The 19,505-nt window shown below is 63.4% G+C and carries 19 protein-coding genes; 12 read left to right on the forward strand and 7 right to left on the reverse strand.

What is annotated here, in order from left to right; all coding sequences use genetic code 11:
• Window position 1 precedes the first annotated feature (1 nt).
• The 9 genes from EGJ22_RS11930 to EGJ22_RS11970 all read left to right on the forward strand — a co-directional run bounded on the left by EGJ22_RS11930 (window position 2) and on the right by EGJ22_RS11970 (window position 9,876).
• Window positions 2–877: an ABC transporter substrate-binding protein gene (locus tag EGJ22_RS11930; protein WP_029885147.1), complete on the forward strand. Its 876-nt coding sequence runs from the start codon at window positions 2–4 to the stop codon at window positions 875–877.
• A gap of 35 nt (window positions 878–912) precedes the next feature.
• Complete coding sequence (locus EGJ22_RS11935; RefSeq protein ID WP_029885146.1) at window positions 913–1,680, forward strand: quinoprotein dehydrogenase-associated SoxYZ-like carrier; 768 nt, start codon at window positions 913–915, stop codon at window positions 1,678–1,680.
• A 38-nt stretch (window positions 1,681–1,718) separates the two neighbouring features.
• On the forward strand, window positions 1,719–2,651 hold the full coding sequence (locus EGJ22_RS11940) for a quinoprotein relay system zinc metallohydrolase 1 (RefSeq protein WP_064314312.1): 933 nt from the start codon (window positions 1,719–1,721) through the stop codon (window positions 2,649–2,651).
• Between the two features lie 242 nt (window positions 2,652–2,893).
• Window positions 2,894–4,681 carry a PQQ-dependent alcohol dehydrogenase PedH gene (gene pedH / locus EGJ22_RS11945; RefSeq protein ID WP_029885145.1) on the forward strand — a complete coding sequence of 596 codons (1,788 nt, stop codon included), beginning with the start codon at window positions 2,894–2,896 and terminating at the stop codon, window positions 4,679–4,681.
• 119 nt (window positions 4,682–4,800) lie between these two features.
• On the forward strand, window positions 4,801–6,321 hold the full coding sequence (locus EGJ22_RS11950) for an aldehyde dehydrogenase family protein (protein WP_009682322.1): 1,521 nt from the start codon (window positions 4,801–4,803) through the stop codon (window positions 6,319–6,321).
• Between the two features lie 258 nt (window positions 6,322–6,579).
• Window positions 6,580–6,651, forward strand: a complete 72-nt coding sequence (pqqA, locus tag EGJ22_RS11955) for a pyrroloquinoline quinone precursor peptide PqqA (protein WP_003243383.1) — start codon at window positions 6,580–6,582, stop codon at window positions 6,649–6,651.
• A gap of 52 nt (window positions 6,652–6,703) precedes the next feature.
• Window positions 6,704–6,976 carry a pyrroloquinoline quinone biosynthesis peptide chaperone PqqD gene (pqqD, locus tag EGJ22_RS11960; protein ID WP_029885144.1) on the forward strand — a complete coding sequence of 91 codons (273 nt, stop codon included), beginning with the start codon at window positions 6,704–6,706 and terminating at the stop codon, window positions 6,974–6,976.
• An 88-nt stretch (window positions 6,977–7,064) separates the two neighbouring features.
• Window positions 7,065–8,228, forward strand: coding sequence for an alcohol dehydrogenase-like regulatory protein ErcA (ercA, locus tag EGJ22_RS11965; protein WP_009682320.1), 1,164 nt, complete (start codon window positions 7,065–7,067; stop codon window positions 8,226–8,228).
• The gene (locus tag EGJ22_RS11970) at window positions 8,212–9,876 is read left to right on the forward strand and encodes a NahK/ErcS family hybrid sensor histidine kinase/response regulator (RefSeq protein WP_009682319.1); all 1,665 of its coding nucleotides are present in this window, start codon (window positions 8,212–8,214) and stop codon (window positions 9,874–9,876) included. Before ercA ends, EGJ22_RS11970 begins: the two co-directional genes overlap by 17 nt.
• A 102-nt stretch (window positions 9,877–9,978) precedes the next feature.
• Here the strand turns inward: EGJ22_RS11970 and EGJ22_RS11975 are convergent, their stop codons facing one another.
• The 6 genes from EGJ22_RS11975 to EGJ22_RS12000 all read right to left on the reverse strand — a co-directional run bounded on the left by EGJ22_RS11975 (window position 9,979) and on the right by EGJ22_RS12000 (window position 16,324).
• Entirely contained in the window at window positions 9,979–10,701 is a 723-nt protein-coding gene (locus EGJ22_RS11975) for a proteasome-type protease (RefSeq protein WP_029885142.1), read from the reverse strand.
• Window positions 10,702–10,774: 73 nt separating this feature from the next.
• The gene (locus tag EGJ22_RS11980; protein ID WP_029885141.1) at window positions 10,775–11,554 is read right to left on the reverse strand and encodes a transglutaminase family protein; all 780 of its coding nucleotides are present in this window, start codon (window positions 11,552–11,554) and stop codon (window positions 10,775–10,777) included.
• Window positions 11,551–12,501, reverse strand: a complete 951-nt coding sequence (locus EGJ22_RS11985; RefSeq protein WP_009682316.1) for an alpha-E domain-containing protein — start codon at window positions 12,499–12,501, stop codon at window positions 11,551–11,553. Before EGJ22_RS11985 ends, EGJ22_RS11980 begins: the two co-directional genes overlap by 4 nt.
• A gap of 3 nt (window positions 12,502–12,504) precedes the next feature.
• Window positions 12,505–13,914, reverse strand: coding sequence for a circularly permuted type 2 ATP-grasp protein (locus EGJ22_RS11990; RefSeq protein ID WP_029885140.1), 1,410 nt, complete (start codon window positions 13,912–13,914; stop codon window positions 12,505–12,507).
• Between the two features lie 361 nt (window positions 13,915–14,275).
• On the reverse strand, window positions 14,276–15,313 hold the full coding sequence (locus EGJ22_RS11995) for a methionine synthase (RefSeq protein WP_125920273.1): 1,038 nt from the start codon (window positions 15,311–15,313) through the stop codon (window positions 14,276–14,278).
• A gap of 27 nt (window positions 15,314–15,340) precedes the next feature.
• Window positions 15,341–16,324, reverse strand: coding sequence for a DUF1852 domain-containing protein (locus tag EGJ22_RS12000; RefSeq protein ID WP_029885137.1), 984 nt, complete (start codon window positions 16,322–16,324; stop codon window positions 15,341–15,343).
• A 469-nt stretch (window positions 16,325–16,793) separates the two neighbouring features.
• Here EGJ22_RS12000 and EGJ22_RS26140 point away from each other — a divergent pair, with 469 nt between their 5' ends.
• The 3 genes from EGJ22_RS26140 to EGJ22_RS12005 all read left to right on the forward strand — a co-directional run bounded on the left by EGJ22_RS26140 (window position 16,794) and on the right by EGJ22_RS12005 (window position 18,106).
• Window positions 16,794–16,934 carry a hypothetical protein gene (locus EGJ22_RS26140; protein ID WP_009682311.1) on the forward strand — a complete coding sequence of 47 codons (141 nt, stop codon included), beginning with the start codon at window positions 16,794–16,796 and terminating at the stop codon, window positions 16,932–16,934.
• 101 nt (window positions 16,935–17,035) lie between these two features.
• On the forward strand, window positions 17,036–17,161 hold the full coding sequence (locus EGJ22_RS26525; protein WP_256671860.1) for a hypothetical protein: 126 nt from the start codon (window positions 17,036–17,038) through the stop codon (window positions 17,159–17,161).
• A 6-nt stretch (window positions 17,162–17,167) separates the two neighbouring features.
• Window positions 17,168–18,106, forward strand: coding sequence for a LysR family transcriptional regulator (locus tag EGJ22_RS12005; protein ID WP_009682310.1), 939 nt, complete (start codon window positions 17,168–17,170; stop codon window positions 18,104–18,106).
• Here EGJ22_RS12005 and EGJ22_RS12010 read toward each other — a convergent pair.
• A complete protein-coding gene (locus EGJ22_RS12010) occupies window positions 18,083–19,213 on the reverse strand; it encodes a porin (RefSeq protein WP_029885136.1) in 1,131 nt (376 codons plus the stop codon). The two genes, EGJ22_RS12005 and EGJ22_RS12010, sit on opposite strands and share 24 nt — an antisense overlap.
• Between the last annotated feature and the right edge of the window lie 292 nt (window positions 19,214–19,505).

Genomic DNA, 19,505 nt, shown 5'->3' on the forward strand with positions numbered 1-19,505 from the left:
CATGCGCCTGATGGCGGTGCTGTTCAGTGCCCTGTTGCTGTGCTGTGCGGCGGCCCAGGCGCAAGTGCGCAACTACGACACGATCATCGCCGCCGGGGAGCTCAAGGTAGCGGTGTACAAGGACTTTGCGCCCTACAGTTTCCAGGACCACGGCCAGCCGCGGGGCGTGGATGTGGACCTGGCGCAGGCACTGGCCGAGGCGATGGGCGTGCGCCTGAAACTGATCTGGGCGCCGCCTGGGGAAAAGCTCGACGACGACCTGCGGGACTACATCTGGCGCGGCAGCCCGCTGCGTCATCAGCAATTGGCAGACCTGATGCTGCGGGTGCCCTACGACCACGATTATGCGCAGAGGCGCAACGAGCTGGGCGAGCTGGAAAACGCCCAGGTGGTGATGTTCGGCCCGTATCAGCAAGAACGTTGGCAGGTGGCCTATGACCGCCGCCGGTTGCCTTCGGTGGCCAGTGTCGCGGTATTCCAGCAGCACCCGATTGGGGTAGAGGTCGATAGCGTGCCGTCGTTCTACCTGACCTCGGTGTTCAACGGCATGCTCAGCGCCAAGACCCACCATTACCCCGGCGTGCAGCAAGCCTTCGCCGCCATGCAGGCCGGTGAGGTAGACGCGGTGATGGCCATGCGCGGCGAGGTCGACTGGCAACTGCATGAGGCCGCGAACCCACAGCTGGCGTTGGCGGAAAATGCGTACCCCAACCTGGGCAAGCAGGCCTGGGACATCGGCATGGCCGTGCATGAAAGCAACCGGCAGTTGGCCTATGCGGTCGAGGAGGCGCTAGAGGTGTTGATACGGGAGGGGCGCATGCAGGCGATCTATGCCCAGTACGGCCTGCGTTACCAGGTGCCGGAAATGTACCAGTAGCCTGGGCTCGGCAGCCCGGTAAATGGGAGCTGATCATGAACCTCAAAGCAACCTTGCTGCTGGCCTGCTGGCTACCTTGGGCAAGCCAGGCCCTGGCCAGCGAGCCGCGTGCCAGCCAGGACCCGGTGCCCTCGGTGATGTGGGACTTCTACCACAAGCAACTGCTCGACCAGGCAGCGTTCGTATTCGATGAGCGGGTCAAGCTGCTGGCTCCCCCTTTTGCCGAGGACGCACGCCAGGTGCCGTTGGAAATCGATGCCCGCGCGTTCACTGGCGAGGTGGTGCGCATCATTGCCTGGGCCGAACTCAACCCGCTGCCGCGCATTGTCGACTTCCAGCCCAGCGAACGGGTACTGCCGTGGTTATCGCTGCGTATCCGTATCGAGCAGGCCACACCACTTCGCGCGGCGGTGCTCACGCGCGACGGCCTGTGGCACGTGGGCTCGACCCTGATCGATGCTGCCGGCGGTGGTTGTACCGCCCCCAGCGTGGTGCGCACCCAGCCCGGCTGGGAAGAGCACCTCGGCGAGGTGCTGGGGGGCCGCTACCCGCGTGGCGACAGCAGCCGCCTGCGCCTGCAGGTGGCGCACCCGATGGACAACGGCCTGGTCAGTGGCATTCCCGAGTTCTACCTCAACCATGCCGAGTTGCAAGGCGCCGATGGCCAGCGCCTGGCCAGCCTGACGCTGTACCCGGCGGTCAGCGAGAACCCGAACCTGAGTTTCGATATCCAGGGCCCCGGGCCGACCCGGCTGTTGTTGCAGGACAACAGCGGTAACCAGTTCGAGGCGGCAGTGCCTTGAGCGCGGTCGCCATCCACCCCTGAACCGAGGCGCCTGCCATGCGTTGGATCCTGCTGTTGCTGTTGTGCCTGGGCCTTCCGGCCCAGGCCAACCTGGATTACCGGCTCGCCCCCCGGCAGATTGCCGAGGGTACCTGGCTGCTGGAGGGCAGTACCGACAATTTCGCCAAGGCCAATGGCGGCAACGTGGTCAACACGGCCTTCATCGTGACCGACGAGGGGGTGGTGGTGATCGACAGCGGGCCGTCCAGACGCTATGGCGAGGCCTTGCGCCAGGCGATTGCCACGGTGACCGACAAGCCGGTGCTGGAAGTGCTGCTGACCCATCATCACCCGGACCATGTGCTGGGCAACCAGGCGTTCACCGACGTGCCCATCGGTGCCCTGGCCGGCACCGCTGCGTTGTTGCGCGAGCAAGGCGATGCCATGGCGGAAAACATGTACCGCCTGGTTGGTGACTGGATGCGAGGCACCGAGGTGGTGCTGCCGACCCGGGTCGTGGAGCCGGGTGTGCGCGAGGTGGGCGGGCACCGCCTGCGCCTGCTCGGGCTACGCGGGCATACCGGTGCGGACCTGGCGATCCTCGATGAAACGACCGGGGTGCTGTTTGCCGGCGACCTGCTGTTTTATCAGCGTGCCCTGACCACCCCCAACAGCCCGGGCCTCGATGTGTGGCTGCACGACCTCGACACCTTGCAGGCGCTGCCCTGGAAGCAGCTGGTAGCCGGCCACGGGCCGCTGGCCAGTGATGCGCAACCCTTTGTGCAGATGCGCGACTACCTCAGCTGGCTGGACAACCTGCTGCGCGACGGCGCCGCCCGTGGCGACGATATGGCCGAAATGATCCGCAGCCCGATACCCGAACGCTTCGCCGGCCTGAGCCTGACGCGCTACGAACTTATTCGCAGTGTCAGCCACCTATACCCGCGGTACGAACGCCAGCAACTTCGGCGGGTAGACAGTACGCCCTGAGCCAGACGCTACGGCGTGGGAGCGGCCATGCGCCGCGAGAGGGCGGCGTAGCAGCGCCGGCAATTTCCGCTGACACCAACCCAGGGGCCGCTTTGCGCCCCTTTCGTTTAAAAGGCAGCTGCTACCAAGGAACTAGAAATCTCCACACTGCGAGCAATTGTTGGCAAACACCCCGGGACCAAGAATTCCCGGCACACCGGGAAAATTTCCCGGGCACAACAAAAAAACCAAAGGTAGCCGACATGACCCGATCCCCACGTCGTCCCGCGTTCGCCGTGAGCCTGGTGCTCAGCGCCATGTTGCTGGCCGGCGCTGCCCACGCCGCCGTCAGCAATGAAGATATCCTCCAGGACCCGAAGAACCCCCAGCAGATCGTGACCAATGGCCTGGGCGTGCAGGGCCAGCGTTACAGCCCGCTGGACATGCTCAACACCAACAACGTGAAGGAACTGCGCCCGGTCTGGGCGTTTTCCTTCGGCGGTGAGAAGCAGCGCGGCCAACAGGCGCAGCCGCTGATCAAGGATGGGGTGATGTACCTGACCGGCTCCTACTCGCGGGTATTCGCCGTGGACGCGCGAACCGGCAAGAAACTGTGGCAGTACGATGCGCGCCTGCCCGATGACATCCGCCCATGCTGCGACGTGATCAACCGGGGCGTGGCGTTGTACGGCAACCTGGTGTTCTTCGGCACCCTCGACGCCAAGCTGGTGGCGCTGAACAAGGACACCGGCAAGGTGGTGTGGAGCAAGAAGGTGGCCGACCACAAGGAAGGCTATTCGATCAGCGCCGCGCCAATGATCGTCAACGGCAAGCTGATTACCGGCGTGGCTGGCGGCGAGTTCGGTGTGGTGGGCAAGATCCAGGCCTACAACCCGGAAAACGGTGAGCTGCTGTGGATGCGCCCCACCGTGGAAGGCCACATGGGGTATGTGTACAAGGACGGCAAGGCCATCGAAAACGGTATTTCCGGTGGCGAAGCCGGCAAGACCTGGCCGGGCGACCTGTGGAAGACCGGCGGTGCAGCGCCGTGGCTGGGCGGCTACTACGACCCGGAAACCAACCTGATCCTGTTCGGCACCGGCAACCCGGCACCGTGGAACTCCCACCTGCGCCCAGGGGACAACCTGTATTCCTCGTCGCGCCTGGCACTGAACCCGGACGATGGCACGATCAAATGGCACTTCCAGAGCACGCCACACGACGGTTGGGACTTTGACGGCGTCAACGAGCTGATCTCGTTCAACTACAAGGACGGCGGCAAAGAGGTCAAGGCCGCCGCCACTGCCGACCGCAACGGCTTCTTCTACGTGCTGGACCGCACCAACGGCAAGTTCATTCGCGGCTTCCCCTTCGTCGACAAAATCACCTGGGCCACTGGCCTGGACAAGAACGGCCGGCCGATCTACAACGAGGCCAGCCGCCCGGGGGCACCGGGTAGCGAAGCCAAGGGCAGCTCGGTGTTCGTTGCCCCGGCGTTCCTCGGTGCGAAAAACTGGATGCCGATGGCCTATAACCAGGACACCGGGCTGTTCTACGTGCCCTCCAACGAGTGGGGCATGGACATCTGGAACGAGGGCATTGCCTACAAGAAAGGGGCGGCGTTCCTGGGCGCCGGCTTCACCATCAAGCCGCTCAACGAAGACTACATCGGTGTGCTACGTGCCATCGACCCGGTCAGCGGCAAGGAAGTGTGGCGCCACAAGAACTATGCACCGCTGTGGGGTGGGGTACTGACCACCAAGGGCAACCTGGTGTTCACCGGTACCCCGGAAGGCTTCCTGCAGGCGTTCAACGCCAAGACCGGCGACAAGGTCTGGGAGTTCCAGACCGGCTCAGGCGTGCTCGGTTCGCCGGTGACCTGGGAAATGGACGGCGAGCAGTACGTATCGGTGGTGTCCGGCTGGGGCGGCGCGGTGCCGCTGTGGGGCGGCGAAGTGGCCAAGCGGGTCAAGGACTTCAACCAGGGCGGCATGCTCTGGACCTTCAAGTTGCCCAAGCAGTTGCAGCAGACCGCCAGCGCCAAACCCTGACCCCTACTACCAAATGACGAGAGCCCCGCTGCCAACGATGCATTCGCCTGGCAGGCGGGGCTTTTTACCATCGGCATATCGCCTGTCGTGGGACAGGCATTGACCTGCAGAGGCTCAGCATGATCTACGCACAACCCGGAACCCCAGGCGCCGTCGTTTCCTTCAAACCGCGCTATGGCAACTTCATCAATGGCGAGTTCGTGGCGCCCTTGGCTGGCCAGTACTTCACCAACAGCTCGCCGGTCAACGGCCAACCGATCGCCGAATTCCCACGTTCTAGCGCACAGGATATCGAGCGCGCCCTGGACGCTGCCCATGCCGCGGCTGACGCGTGGGGCAAGACCTCGGTGCAGGAGCGGGCCCTGGCGCTGCTGAAAATCGCCGACCGGATCGAACAGAACCTCGAAGTGCTGGCGGTCACCGAAAGCTGGGACAACGGCAAGGCCGTACGCGAAACCCTGAATGCCGACGTGCCGCTGGCGGCGGACCACTTCCGTTATTTTGCGGGCTGCATTCGTGCCCAGGAAGGTGGCGCGGCGGAAATCAACGAAACCACCGTGGCGTATCACCTGCACGAACCCCTGGGTGTGGTCGGGCAGATCATCCCGTGGAACTTCCCGTTGCTGATGGCTGCCTGGAAACTTGCCCCGGCGCTGGCGGCGGGTAACTGCGTGGTGCTGAAACCGGCAGAGCAGACGCCGCTGTCGATCACCGTTTTTGCCGAGCTGATCGCCGACCTGCTGCCGGCCGGGGTGCTGAACATCGTCCAGGGCTATGGCCGTGAGGCTGGGGAGGCGCTGGCCACCAGCAAGCGTATTGCCAAGATCGCCTTCACCGGGTCGACCCCGGTGGGCTCGCACATCATGAAGTGCGCGGCCGAGAACATCATCCCGTCTACCGTCGAACTGGGTGGCAAGTCGCCGAACATCTTCTTCGAAGACATCATGCAGGCGGAGCCGGCGTTCATCGAGAAAGCCGCCGAGGGCCTGGTGTTGGCGTTCTTCAACCAGGGCGAGGTGTGCACCTGCCCATCGCGTGCGCTGATCCAGGAGTCGATCTACGAACCGTTCATGGCCGAGGTGATGAAGAAGATCGCCAAGATCAGCCGTGGCAACCCGCTGGACACCGAAACCATGGTCGGCGCCCAGGCGTCGGAGCAGCAGTACGACAAGATCCTCTCGTACCTGCAGATTGCCCGGGAGGAGGGTGCCGAATTGCTCACTGGCGGTGCCGCCGAGCGCCTGCAGGGTGACCTGGCCAGCGGCTATTACATTCAGCCGACCCTGCTCAAGGGCCACAACCGGATGCGCGTGTTCCAGGAAGAGATCTTCGGCCCGGTGGTGGGGGTGACCACCTTCAAGGACGAAGCCGAGGCCCTGGCGATCGCCAACGACAGCGAGTTCGGCCTGGGGGCCGGCCTGTGGACCCGCGACATCAACCGTGCCTACCGCATGGGCCGCGGCATCAAGGCCGGCCGGGTATGGACCAACTGCTACCACCTGTACCCCGCGCATGCGGCATTCGGTGGCTACAAGAAGTCGGGTGTGGGCCGTGAGACGCACAAGATGATGCTCGACCATTACCAGCAGACCAAGAACCTGCTGGTGAGCTACGACATCAACCCGTTGGGCTTCTTCTGACCCCCTGATGAACCTGCGCGGTTGGCGCAGCGGCCTGGTGTCGCGGCCAGGCTGCGCAGCCACCCTCATTGCTGTAGCGGTGCAGCGAATGCCAGGCCGCCTCCCCAGGCGCCCTGGCTGGCCTGATGGCAATGTGTGGCAACCCCGTTGCTACCAATGCACCCGCCAAACTCGTTCCAAAGTAGCATTCGCCCTCACCACCGCCCATGCATTAATGCCTCTACCGGAATCGCCCGGCACAAGAAGAGGACATGCCCCATGTGGACCAAACCCGCCTACACCGACCTGCGCATTGGCTTTGAAGTGACGATGTACTTCGCCAACCGCTGATGCCTGCCCGGCCACCGTCAAGGTGGCCGGATCCCCACGCCCGGTGCCTGCCGTGAAACTGATCGACCGCCAGCAGACACTGGCCCTGGCCAAGGGCTTGCGGCTACGCTGGGACCCGTTGCAGGCATGCCATGTGCTGCTGTACCCCGGGGGCGTCATCGAGCTCAACGCCAGTGCCGGCTGGGTGCTGGAGTTGCTGGACGGCCAGCGCAGTACGGCAGCGATCATCGACCAGCTGGCACAGCGTTTTCCCGGGGTTCCCGGCCTTGGCGAGGACGTACTGGCGTTCCTGGAGGTGGCCCGCGCCAAGGCGTGGATCGAATGATGCCTGTGCCGCTTTGGTCTGGTTGCTTTCGCCGCGGGATGCTTTACGCTGGCGGTTATCTTCCAGAACAATAAGAACAGGCTTTACGATGAGCCAGAGTTTCAGCCCCCTTCGCAAGTTCGTTTCGCCTGAAATCATCTTTGGTGCCGGCTGCCGACATAATGTGGCCAACTACGCCAAGACCTTTGGTGCGCGCAAGGTCCTGGTGGTCAGCGACCCTGGGGTGATTGCCGCTGGCTGGGTGGCCGACGTCGAGGCCAGCCTGCAGGCGCAGGGTATCGACTATTGCCTATACACGGCCGTCTCGCCCAACCCCCGGGTCGAGGAGGTGATGCTCGGCGCCGAGATCTACCGGCAGAATCACTGCGATGTGATCGTCGCGGTCGGTGGTGGCAGCCCGATGGATTGCGGCAAGGCCATTGGTATCGTGGTCGCCCACGGGCGCAGCATCCTCGAGTTCGAGGGCGTGGACATGATTCGCGTGCCCAGCCCGCCGTTGATCCTGATCCCGACCACCGCCGGTACCTCGGCCGATGTGTCGCAGTTCGTGATCATCTCCAACCAGCAGGAGCGCATGAAGTTCTCCATCGTCAGCAAGGCGGTGGTGCCCGACGTGTCGCTGATCGATCCGCAAACCACGTTGAGCATGGACCCGTTCCTGTCGGCCTGTACCGGCATCGACGCGCTGGTGCATGCCATCGAGGCGTTCGTGTCTACCGGTCATGGCCCGCTGACCGACCCCCATGCGCTGGAAGCCATGCGCCTGATCAACGGCAACCTGGTGGAAATGATCGCCAACCCCGGCGACATCGCCCTGCGCGAGAAGATCATGCTCGGCAGCATGCAGGCGGGGCTGGCGTTCTCCAACGCGATCCTGGGCGCGGTGCATGCCATGTCGCACAGCCTCGGCGGTTTCCTCGACCTGCCTCATGGCCTGTGCAATGCGGTGCTGGTCGAGCACGTGGTGGCGTTCAACTACAGTTCGGCGCCCGAGCGCTTCAAGGTCATTGCCGAGGTCTTCGGTATCGACTGCCGCGGCCTCAACCACCGGCAGATCTGCGGCCGCCTGGTGGAACACCTGATTGCCCTGAAGCACGCCATCGGCTTCCATGAAACCTTGGGCCTGCACGGGGTGCGCACGGCCGATATTCCGTTCCTGTCGCAACATGCAATGGATGACCCGTGCATCCTCACCAACCCGCGCGCGTCGAGCCAGCGAGATGTCGAGGTGGTCTATGGCGAGGCCCTCTGACGAGCAGCAGCGGGCGCTGGCAGGGCTGCTAGGCCTGGGCGACCACTCGGCGCGCAAAAGCCATTACCCGGAATTGTCTGCCCGGCTGGATGAACTGGAAGCCGAGCGCAACCGCTACAAATGGCTGTTCGAGAACGCCGTGCACGGCATTTTCCAGGCCAGCCTGCAGGACGGCATGCGTGCTGCCAACCCGGCATTGGCCCGTATGCTCGGCTATGACGACCCACAGCAAGTGCTGTTTTCCCTGACCGACCTGGCGACCCACCTGTTCGATGGCGGTGCGCAAGAGCTGCAGGCGATTACCGCGATTCTCGCCCGGGAGCACAGCCTGCATGGCTATGAAACCCGGCTGCGGCGCAAGGATGGCAGCCACCTCGACGTGCTGATGAACCTGCTGCTCAAGCCCGGTCACGAAGGCCTGGTTGAAGGCTTCGTGGCCGATATCACCGAGCGCAAGCAGGCCCAGCAGCGCCTGCAACAGCTCAATGACGAACTGGAGCAACGGGTTGCTGCACGTACCGATGAGCTGATCGAGGCGCGCGATGCTGCCGAAGCCGCCAACCGCAGCAAGGACAAGTACTTGGCCGCTGCCAGCCATGACCTGCTGCAACCGCTGAACGCCGCGCGCCTGTTGATCTCCACCTTGCGTGAGCGGCCGCTGCCAGACGCCGAACATGTGCTGGTGGAGCGTACCCACCAGGCGCTGGAGGGCGCCGAAGACCTGCTGACCGATTTGCTGGATATCTCGCGGCTCGACCAGGCTGCGGTCAGGCCCGATGTGGCGGTTTATCGCCTGGACGAGCTGTTTGCGCCTTTGATTTCAGAATTCCGCTCGGTGGCCGATGCCGCGGGCCTGAAATTTCACGCCAGGGTTCCCGATTATGCCGTCAGTACGGATCTGCGCTTGCTGACGCGCATTCTGCGCAATTTCCTCAGCAATGCCTGCCGCTACACCGACGAGGGCCGCGTTCTGTTGGGGGCAAGGCGCCGCGGCGAACACTTGCGCCTGGAGGTATGGGACAGCGGGCGCGGCATCGCCCAGGACCGTTTGCAAGCCATATTCCTGGAGTTCAACCAGCTGGACGTTGGCCGCGCAGCGGACCGCAAGGGTGTAGGCCTGGGGTTGGCCATTGTCGAGCGGATCGCCAAGATTCTCGGCTACCGGATCGAAGTGCGTTCGTGGCCGGGGCGTGGCTCGGTGTTCAGCATCGAGGTGCCGCTTGGCCAGGCGCTGCCGCCGCTCCTGCAGCCCACGCTGCCCCAGCCCACTGCCGGCAACCCGCTGCCGGGCCGTCGCCTGCTGGTGCTGGACAACGAAGTGAGCATTCTCGAAAGCATGGGCGCGTTGCTGGGGCAGTGGGGCTGCGAAGTGGTCACCGCCACCGATCAGCAGGGTGCCTTGCAGGCGCTTGAAGGGCGCGCCCCGGAGCTGATCCTGGCTGACTTTCATCTGGATCACGGCGTGGTGGGCTGTGAGGTGGTGCGGCAGTTGCGCGAACATTACGCCAGCGCCATACCCGCGGTCATCATCACGGCCGACCGCAGTGACCAGTGCCGGCGCTCGTTGCGCAAGCTTGGCGCACCGTTGCTGAACAAACCGGTGAAACCAGGCAAGTTGCGTGCGGTATTGAGCCAGTTGCTGGGCTGAGGGGCATGAGGCGTATTGGGGGGCGGCACCGCCCTTTGAGGGGGCGGGCTCATCCACGAAAAGGCCGGGCCTGCTGGCCGGGATTTCCCGGCCATTCCCCCATCAGCCATACGGCGGCGCCGGCAGCTCGGCCAGCAAGGTTTTCAGGCCTTCGCCCCACTGCCGGCGAATCTGCTGGTAATAGGCATCGTCGCTGGCGATACGGATGGGCTGCGGTGCCTCCAGGGCATCGGCTCGGTACACCAGCAAGTCCAGCGGCATGCCTACCGACAGGTTGCTGCGGATGGTGGAGTCGAACGAGATCAGGCCACAGCGCAACGCCTCATCCAGCGGGGTGCGGTACTCCAGGTTGCGGTCGAGTATGGGCCGCCCGTATTTGCTTTCCCCCAACTGCAGGAAAGGCGTGTCGCGCGTGGCCTGGAAAAAGTTGCCTTGGGCATAGACGTTGTAGATCGCCATCGGCCCGCCCGCAATCTGGCCACCGACGATGAACGAGCTGCTCAGGTCGATACCGGCCGTCAGCTTGCTGCGGTCGCGGCACACCACCTCGCGCAAGGTATCGGCCACCAGCACCGTGGCATCGTAGAGCGTGGCGACATTCAGCAGGTGCGGGCCGCTGCCCTGGCTGCGTTGCTGCAGCAGGTTGACCACTGACTGCGAGGTTGCCAGGTTGCCCGCCGTCTGCAGCACGATCAGGCGCTCACCGGGTACGCTGAAGACGAACAACTTGGCAAAGGTGGAGATCTGGTCGATACCGGCATTGGTGCGTGAGTCGCTGATGAAAACCAGCCCGTCTTGCAGGTGCATGGCGACACAGTAAGTCATGCAAGTTCCCTTGTGTGGCAGAGGTAGTGGCCTTGCTGCAGGCGCGCAGCAAGGCTGGCTTGAGGGCCAGGCGTCACTGGCGATGCACGTGAACACTGGCTTGCATGGACTCGGTGCCACCCCCGCGGCGCACGCCCCTGACCGGGCAGGCGTCGAGGTAGTCCAGGCCCACGGCCAGCTTCAGGTGCCGCTCGGGCCGGGTCAGGCGGTTGGTGATGTCGAAGCTGTACCAGGCGTCGTCGACCCAGGCTTCGGCCCATGCATGGCTGGCCAGGTGCTGTTCATCCTCGGTGCACAGGTAGCCGGAAACATAGCGGGCCGGCACCCCCAGGCTACGGGCGCAGGCCAGGAAGGCATGGGTATGGTCCTGGCACACGCCCGCACCGGCATTGAACGCTTCGCTGGCCGTAGTGCCGACGGAGGTCGACCCTGGGCTGTAGGGCATGCGCTCGGCCAGCCCCTGCATCAGGTCGATCAATGCGGCGCGGTCACGGTGCGTGCCGCATTGCTGGGCGGCGAAGGCCACCAGCGCGTCATCGGCCAGGGTCAGGTGGCTGCCACGCAAGAACGGCAGGGGTGACTGGCAGGCTGCCTCCTGTTCGCAGGCCGGGTCGATTTCGACCTGGCCGCTGGCAGTAAGGGCCAGGTGCCCATGGGGTTTGTCCAGCGTCAGCACATGCAGGATGTTGCCGTACGGGTCGATCTGGCTCTTCACCTTGCAAGGCAGGTCCAGTTGCCATTCGACGATGCGCTGGCGTTCGCTGCTGCGCGGGGTAAGGCGCAGGAACTGGATGCTGTTGGACACATCACTGGCGTAGCTGTAGGTGGTGTCGTGGCGGATGGACAGTTTCATACAACCTCCAGGTAGGAGTGATGGACCGCCTGGCCCAGTTGGTTGACGCGGCCGATGAAATCGCTGAGCCAGGGATGCAGCCCGGCGTCGAGGATTTCGTCGATGGCGGTGTAGCGCAGCCGCGCGTTGAGCTCGGCGGCCAGCCGCTGGGCCGCTCGCCCGGTACTGCCAGGCAGGCCGGCCAGGATCTGGTCCAGCTCCTCGATACAGGCATGCAGCGAGCGCGGCACGTCGACGCGCAGCAACAGCAATTCGGAAACCGGCCCGGCACTGGGCGCGGCGCGGTAGATTTCATTGAAGGCTTCGTAGGAGGTCAGGGCGCGCAGCAAGGCACTCCACTGGTAAAAACCCCTGGCCGAGTCGTCGCTGACCTCGTCGGAGGCCTCGCCGAACATTTCATAGCGCGCATCGAGCAGCCGCAGGGTGTTGTCGGCCCGTTCCAGGAAGGTGCCCAGGCGAATGAAGCTGTAGGCATCGTTGCGCATGATGGTACCGGAGGTGGCGCCGCGGAACAGGTGCGAGCGCTCCTTGACCCAGTCACAGAACTGGCTGATGCCGTAGCGGCCCAGCCCGTTGCTGGCAATGTTGCGCATTTCGATCCAGGTGGCGTTGATGTTCTCCCACATGTCGGCCGTTATCCGCCCGCGCACTGCATGGGCGTTGGTTCTGGCCGCCTGCAGGCAGCAGTAGATGCTGCCGGGGTTGGTGGCATCGAGGGCGAAGAAATGCAGCATGCGCTCGGTGTCGAGCTCGGCGTGGCGACGGATGTAGTCGTCGAGCGTGCCCGAGGCCAACAGTGACATGGCCAGTTCGGCATGGCCGTCGCTGCGCCCCGCCTGCGGCATCAGTGACAGCGAGTAGCTGACCTCGAGCATGCGCGCCAGGTTTTCCGCACGTTCCAGGTAGCGGGACATCCAGTACAGATCAGAAGCAGTTCGCGAAAGCATGGTTCAGTCCTCCACCACCCAGGTGTCTTTGGTACCGCCACCTTGTGACGAGTTGACCACCAGCGAGCCTTCCTTCAGCGCCACGCGGGTCAGGCCGCCTGGCACCAGGCGGGTTTCGCTGCCCGACAGTACGAACGGGCGCAGGTCGATATGCCGCGGCGCGATGCCGCTGTCGACGAAGGTCGGGCAGGTGGACAGGCACAAGGTCGGTTGCGCGATATAGGCATGTGGACGCGCTTTGATGCGGGCGCGGAAGTCCTCGATCTGCGCGGCAGTGGCGGCCGGCCCGACCAGCATGCCGTAGCCGCCAGAGCCCTGGGTTTCCTTGACCACCAGTTCGGGCAGGTTGGCCAGTACATGGGACAGGTCGGCCGGCTTGCGGCACTGCCACGTCGGTACGTTGTTGAGGATCGGCTCCTCGCCCAGGTAAAAGCGGATCATGTCGGCGACATAGGGGTAGATCGACTTGTCGTCGGCTACGCCGGTGCCCACCGCGTTGGCCAGCACTACGTTGCCGGCGCGGTACACCGAAATCAGCCCGGGCACGCCCAGCATCGAGTCGGGATTGAACGAGAGGGGGTCGAGGTAGTCGTCGTCCAGCCTGCGGTAAATCACATCGACCCGTTGCGGGCCGGCGGTCGTGCGCATGTACACATGCTCGTCGCGCACGAACAGATCCGCGCCTTCGACCAGCTCGATGCCCATTTCGCGGGCCAGGAAGGCATGCTCGAAATAGGCACTGTTGAAGCGCCCTGGGGTAAGCAGCACAGCAGTGGGGTTATCCAGCGGGCTGGCGCTCTTGAGCGTGTCCAGCAGCAGGTTGGGGTAGTGGTCGATGGGCGCGATGCGCTGGGCGGCGAACAGCTCGGGGAACAGGCGCATCATCATCTTGCGGTCTTCGAGCATGTAGCTGACACCACTGGGGGTACGCAGGTTGTCTTCCAGCACGAAATAGCTGCCATCGCCATCGCGCACCAGGTCCACGCCGGCGATGTGCGCATACAGGCCCCGGTGCAGGTCCAGGCCCTGCATGGCGATCTGATAACCCTCGTTGGCCAGGACCTGCTCTGGTGGGATGATCCCGGCCTTGAGGATGCGCTGGTCGTGGTAGATGTCTTCCAGGAACAGGTTCAGGGCCTGCACGCGCTGGATACAGCCGCGCTCGACCGTACGCCACTCGCTGGCGCGGATGCTGCGCGGGATGATATCGAAGGGGATCAGCCGCTCGGTGTCCTGTTTGTCGCCATACAAGGTAAAGGTGATACCGGCGCGGTGGAACAGCAGGTCGGCCTCGCGCCGGCGCTGCTCCAGCAGCTCCAGCGGGGTGTTCGCCAGCCAGCGGGCGAACTCTTGGTAGTGCGGGCGGCAGCTGCCGTTCGCGTCGTACATTTCATTGAAAAAAGCCCGGGACATACCCACTCCTTGCCGCCGTTACCGGCAGCTTCATTGCCGTTCATCTGCGTCTTTCAGGGTGCTGCCTTGCTGGTAAGTGGGGGTGTCTTCAGCCTCGGTCGCGTTGGGTTGCGGGTGCATTCCGTTCACCAACCAGCATTGCAATGAAAGTGCCGAAAACCCGGTGCAGTGCCGGGCAGGCCAGGGAATGGGCGGTGGGCAGCGGTTTTGCTGGGCGGCGCCTGGTCCAGGCGGGGTGAGGTGGCGGCCGGCTGACCGGCCGGCATGCATCAAAACAGGGCGCCTGGTGTGCAGCCGCGTTTTTTGAACCGAGTTGGTGCGTACCGCCATGCCGGCCAGGCCAGGCAGGCGGTTCAACACCTCAACCCGCGTTGGCGGTCAGTTCCTGGCGAACGATGGCAGCACCGGCGCTCAACGCCTTGAGCTTGCCGCTGGCGACCGCGCGCGGCAGTGGGGCCATGCCGCAGTTGGTGCAGGGGTAGAGTTTGTCGGCGTCGACGAACTGCAACGCCTTGCGCAGGGTGTCGGCCACGGCTTCGGGCGTTTCGATGGCAGGGTTGGCGACATCGATGGCACCGACCATGACCTTCTTGCCCCGAATCAGCTCAAGCAGTTCCATCGGCACATGGGCGTTGTGGCACTCCAGCGAAATGATATCGATGCTCGACTGCTGCAACGTCGGGAACACCTGTTCATATTGCCGCCATTGCGCCCCCAGGGTCTGTTTCCAATCGGTGTTGGCCTTGATCCCGTAGCCATAGCAGATGTGCACCGCGGTTTCGCACTTGAGCCCTTGAACGGCGCGCTCCAGGGCGGCCACGCCCCAGTCGTTGACCTCATCGAAGAACACATTGAACGCCGGTTCGTCGAACTGGATGATATCGACGCCCGCCGCTTCCAGTTCCAGTGCTTCCTGGTTGAGTAGCCTGGCAAATTCCCAGGCCAGTTTTTCCCGGCTTTTGTAATGGCTGTCATACAGCGTGTCGATCATGGTCATTGGGCCCGGCAGCGCCCACTTTATTGGCTGGGCAGTTTGCTGGCGGAGGAACCTGGCATCGTCGACGAACCCCGGTGCCTGTCGCGCGACAGCACCCACCACCGAGGGCACGCTGGCGTCGTAGCGATCGCGAATGCGCACGGTCTGGCGTTGCTGGAAATCGACCCCGCTCAAGTGTTCGATGAACGTGGTCACGAAATGTTGGCGGGTCTGTTCGCCGTCACTGACGATATCGATGCCCGCGTGCTGCTGTTCCTGCAAGGCCAGGCGCAAGGCGTCCTGTTTGCCTTCGGCCAGCTGCGCGCCCTGCAATTTCCAGGGTGACCAGAGTGTTTCAGGCTCCGCCAGCCAGGTAGGCTTGGGCAAACTGCCGGCAGTGGAGGTGGGAAGTAGCGTGTTCATCAGCGGTTACCTTGTGCGTTGAGGTGATCAGCCGGCGTATTGAGCGGACCATTGCTCCAGGGTGGCCTGGTACGGTTTGACGAAGCGCTCCTCGGCAAACCTGCCTTGTTCGAGCGCCAGGCGGCTGCGCTCTTCGCGGTCGTAGACAATGCGTGTAAGCGAATAGTCCTGGTGCTGCAGGCTCGGTTGGTAGGCCATTGCGGCTGCCGCATTGGCGTTGTAGATCTCGGGGCGGTAGATCTTCTGAAAGGTTTCCATGGTGCTGATGGTGCTGATCAGCTCCAGGTTGCTGTAGTCGGCCAACAGGTCACCGGCAAAGTAGAAAGCCAATGGCGCCACGCTGCCGGGCGGCATGAAGTAGCGCACCTTGAGCCCCATCCTGCTGAAGTATTCGTCGGTCAGCGAGTGGTCGTTCTGGTGATACTCCACGCCCAGCACCGGGTGCTGGTTTTCAGTGCGGTGGTAAACCCTGCTGCTCGACACACTCAGGCAGATGACCGGCGGCTTGTCGAAGTGCGCCTTGTAGGTGGCCGAGTTGATGAAGCACTTGAACAGCTTGCCATGCAGTTCGCCAAAGTTGTCCGGCGTGCTGAAGCTTGGCCGACCCTTGTTGTGTTCCAGCAACAACACACTGAAGTCGTAGTCCCGCACGTACGAGGAAAAGTTGTTACCGACCATGCCATCGATGCGGCGGTTGGTGGTGTGGTCGACGATATGGGTCTGCAACAGCTCGATCAGCGGCAGGCCGCTGCTGCGCTGTTCACTGTGCAGGTGCAGTTCCACCGAAATGATATCCAGCTCTACGCTGTAACGGTCTGCATAGGCATTGTCCCAGTGCGCCAGGGCGTTGAAGCGGTTGTCGATCATCTGCAAGGTGTTGCGCAGGTTTTCCTGGCGGTTTTCTCCCCGCGCCAGGTTGGCGAAATTGGTGGTGATGCGCGTGTTTTCGCCGGGCTGGTAGTGCTCGTCGAATGCGATGCGCTGCACAGTGAATTGCGGTGCGTAAGCCATGTTGTACGGTGTCCTGGTGCCTCGCTCGTGCCGTTGGATAGTGCAAGCAGGCAACTATTGCCATGGCGCGAGCGACGTGATGTCCGTGTTCAGGCCGTATTCTAGGCAGGGCCATACATGAATGATATTGAAGATAAATCACTAATGATTTAGCGCTGCTCATGATGCAAGGGTATCGGGAGTAGGCAACGGCAGGGAAAGCCTGTGCATGCGGTCGAGCGCGGGTGGTTGGCCCTGTGATCTTGTTCGCAACTTTCCAGACTAAAGGTACGGAATTTTCAAGTTGGCATGAATATCCCATGTCAGTCGGGAGTCCAGTCTCCACCTACTGCACTACCTCCATCACCTCCACGGAAGAACAAGAAAGGGGGCTAACATGAGTTGTCTGATTTGCGCAGGGCACGCGGAATCCGTCGAATGCACCCTTGGATGGGAGGAGCGGCGCTGTTCCCAATGCGGGTGTTACCGAATGTCCCAGTCGCTGATCCTGTTGATGATGGAAGAGGGGCAGATCTTCGACACCGAGCGCATGCGCCAATGGCTGGTCGTGCGGCGTGGGCAGGTGCCGGTGCCCGCCATCGACCATGAGCACGCCATACTGCGCCTGTGAGTGGCGCAGACGCTCAGGTGCCTGTACAGGCAGTTGTGTACCTGGCTGGCTGACCTGCGGCATCATAGCCGCTCGGCCACCCACTGACCAAGGATGCTGGAATGCGCAAAGTTGGCGAGCGACTGCCCGACGTGAACCTGTACCCGTCCAACAACCCTGCTGGCGCCTGCACTCAGGCCCCGAACGCTTCTTCCATTGGCCAGCGTCGCCAGCAGCGCACAAGGTAAAGACGGTTGAAACTTCACCAGCTCCGGGCGCTTGTCGCCATTCACAATGCCGGTAGCATCCTCGAAGCCTCCAAGCTCCTGCACATTACCCAACCTGCCCTGAGCCGTTCGATCAAGGAGCTGGAGCGCGAGGTGGGCTTCGCTTTGCTGCAACGCTCACCCAAGGGCATGGCCCTGACCGAGGAAGGCAAGCGCGTGATCCGCCATGCCAACCTGGTGGTCGAAAGTATTCGCCGCCTGCAGATCGAAGCGGCGAGCATCCAGGACGCCACGCTGGGCGCGGTGTCGATCGGCGTCACCTCGCTCACGGCCATGCTCGACGGGGTGGATGAAAGTATCCTGGCGTTCCGGCGTAAATACCCGCGAGTCAAACTCACCATCACCGACCTGCGCCCTAGCCAGATCCTGCAACGTTTGCGCGATGGCAGCCTGGACTTCGCCATCACTTCGCAGCAGCCGCTCAGCCGCCTGAGCCTGGACTGGGAGGCGCTTGGCAGCATCAAGGGCAGCGTGATCTGCCATGTGTCGAACCAGCAGCAGTTCAGCAAATCGCTGCGCACATTGCAGTACGCCCACTGGATCAGCCTGGACGAATTGGCCGATCAGGCGTCGCAGTTTCACCAGCTGTTCGAGGCCAACGGCCTGCCCGTGCCGCAAAATACCGTGGAGTGCACCTCGGTAATGATGGCGCTCAAGCTGCTGCAGAATACCGAGGCGCTGATGACCATCAGCCAACTGGCGGTGGACCAGAGTTTCAGGTACGGCATTGGCAGCGACTTCGTGGTCATGCCGGTGCAAGAGCTGATCCCGGATTACCCGATCAACCTGGTTTGCATCGACCGCCATAGCCTCACCACACCTGCCCAGGAGCTGTATCACAGCTTGCGCGGGCGGGTGCTGAGGCAAGCCCGGGCAGGGGCGTCAGAAGTGGTAGTACATGCCTAGCGCGACGTTGACCGGGTCGTCGCCCGGCTGCTCGAGCGGGGTACCTGCGTAGGTGACCGCCGAAGCGGGCTGGTTGGCGATCAGGCCGACCCGACCATACACGGCCCAGCGCGGGGTCACGAAGTGGTCGTAGCCAACCATTGCCGCGAAGGCGTCCTGGTCCTTGGCGGTGACCTGGCGTTGCATGATTGCCAGGCGTAGCACATCGCGTTCGCCAACCGGCACCATTGCCCCTGCAGTGATCAACGTGGTGCTAGGGCTGCCGGCCTGGTCCACGTCCTGGCGTTGCCAGGTCAGGCTGGTGGCCAGCGGGCCGAAGTCGTAGAACGCCGACAGGCTCTTGTAGCGGTTGGCGGTCTGGCGCGTGTTGCCAGCGTCGTCCCATGGGTCGCTGTAGTACAGGTTGTAGGAGCCCAGCAGCATCACCCGCTCGTTGCGGTATTGCAGGCGCGCGCCACCGCCTCGCAGGGTGCGCCCCTGGCTGGCGGCATCGTCGAAACCAAGGCTCACTGCCGTGCCCAGGCTGAAACCGTTGAGGTTCGGGGTGGTGTAGGCCAGTGTGTGCTTGGGGCGCAGGTCCAGGTAATAGGCGCCCTTGCCGGCTGCTGGCAGGGCCAGGTAGGTGTAAGGCGAGCCGTACGTGGCCAGGAACGGGTCGGCGTAGGTGGGGGTGCCCATGCTGTAGGTCTTGCCGAACTCCAGTTTACCCAGGCTTCTCGAACGTAGGGCCACAGCCGCCAGGCGCAGGCTGCCGACAGTGTCCCAGCTGCCCTCCAGGGCCTGGCCATTGAGGTTGAAGTCTTCTTCGGCTACCAGCTCCAGCGCGCTGTCAGCGCTTAGCCCCTTGCGCGCATACAGCCCAAGCTTGTTGGTCCAGGCACCGCCGCCGGCCTGCCTGAAGCCCGCGTGCTGCTGCGAGTCGTGGTAGCTGGCAAAGGCGTCCACGGTGCCGTAGACCTTGAGCGTGTCATCAAAGCCGTAGTCCACCCCGTAATAACCGAAACCAGGCGCGATCCGGGCGAGTGCCGGAAAGCCCTCTGCCTGTGCCTCAGCGGCCAGGCAAGCGCTTTGGATCATCAACAGCAACGATGTAGTGCGAGTGTTCATTCACGACTCCAGGCCAGCACGATGATGGGGTGGCTGTAGCGTCGATGAATAACCCGTTGCAGTGTGATTGCTTATTCGGCCAGTGCATGCCGTTTGGTTAAGCCAATGGGCGCCTTTGCGGTGGCGCATGACCGGTGCTCATGCCCTTGGCAACGGCTGACCTGCGGCCATTGGGCAACGCCTGCAGCATCGGTTGCATGCCTGCCGGGGTGCCGACCTCAGGGCGCTGGGCTGATTAACCCCGGGTTAACCAATTGCCGAAACTGCAAGTGTATTGACTGCCCGATTGGCC

This window comes from Pseudomonas sp. p99-361 (genome assembly GCF_003935475.1).
In the GTDB taxonomy this organism is placed as follows: Bacteria; Pseudomonadota; Gammaproteobacteria; order Pseudomonadales; family Pseudomonadaceae; genus Aquipseudomonas; species Aquipseudomonas juntendi.

What these genes read in the sequence shown, in the direction of transcription:
- EGJ22_RS11950 (WP_009682322.1), top strand. Translation starts at nt 4,801, where the DNA reads ATGATCTACGCACAACCCGGAACCCCAGGCGCCGTCGTTTCCTTCAAA.
- EGJ22_RS11930 (WP_029885147.1), top strand. Translation starts at nt 2, where the DNA reads ATGCGCCTGATGGCGGTGCTGTTCAGTGCCCTGTTGCTGTGCTGTGCG.
- EGJ22_RS11935 (WP_029885146.1), top strand. Translation starts at nt 913, where the DNA reads ATGAACCTCAAAGCAACCTTGCTGCTGGCCTGCTGGCTACCTTGGGCA.
- EGJ22_RS26525 (WP_256671860.1), top strand. Translation starts at nt 17,036, where the DNA reads ATGCGCAAAGTTGGCGAGCGACTGCCCGACGTGAACCTGTACCCGTCC.
- EGJ22_RS11990 (WP_029885140.1), bottom strand. Translation starts at nt 13,914, where the DNA reads ATGTCCCGGGCTTTTTTCAATGAAATGTACGACGCGAACGGCAGCTGC.
- EGJ22_RS11995 (WP_125920273.1), bottom strand. Translation starts at nt 15,313, where the DNA reads ATGAACACGCTACTTCCCACCTCCACTGCCGGCAGTTTGCCCAAGCCT.
- EGJ22_RS11980 (WP_029885141.1), bottom strand. Translation starts at nt 11,554, where the DNA reads ATGAAACTGTCCATCCGCCACGACACCACCTACAGCTACGCCAGTGAT.
- EGJ22_RS12010 (WP_029885136.1), bottom strand. Translation starts at nt 19,213, where the DNA reads ATGAACACTCGCACTACATCGTTGCTGTTGATGATCCAAAGCGCTTGC.
- ercA (WP_009682320.1), top strand. Translation starts at nt 7,065, where the DNA reads ATGAGCCAGAGTTTCAGCCCCCTTCGCAAGTTCGTTTCGCCTGAAATC.
- EGJ22_RS11970 (WP_009682319.1), top strand. Translation starts at nt 8,212, where the DNA reads ATGGCGAGGCCCTCTGACGAGCAGCAGCGGGCGCTGGCAGGGCTGCTA.
- EGJ22_RS11975 (WP_029885142.1), bottom strand. Translation starts at nt 10,701, where the DNA reads ATGACTTACTGTGTCGCCATGCACCTGCAAGACGGGCTGGTTTTCATC.
- EGJ22_RS11985 (WP_009682316.1), bottom strand. Translation starts at nt 12,501, where the DNA reads ATGCTTTCGCGAACTGCTTCTGATCTGTACTGGATGTCCCGCTACCTG.
- EGJ22_RS11940 (WP_064314312.1), top strand. Translation starts at nt 1,719, where the DNA reads ATGCGTTGGATCCTGCTGTTGCTGTTGTGCCTGGGCCTTCCGGCCCAG.
- EGJ22_RS26140 (WP_009682311.1), top strand. Translation starts at nt 16,794, where the DNA reads ATGTCCCAGTCGCTGATCCTGTTGATGATGGAAGAGGGGCAGATCTTC.
- EGJ22_RS12000 (WP_029885137.1), bottom strand. Translation starts at nt 16,324, where the DNA reads ATGGCTTACGCACCGCAATTCACTGTGCAGCGCATCGCATTCGACGAG.
- pedH (WP_029885145.1), top strand. Translation starts at nt 2,894, where the DNA reads ATGACCCGATCCCCACGTCGTCCCGCGTTCGCCGTGAGCCTGGTGCTC.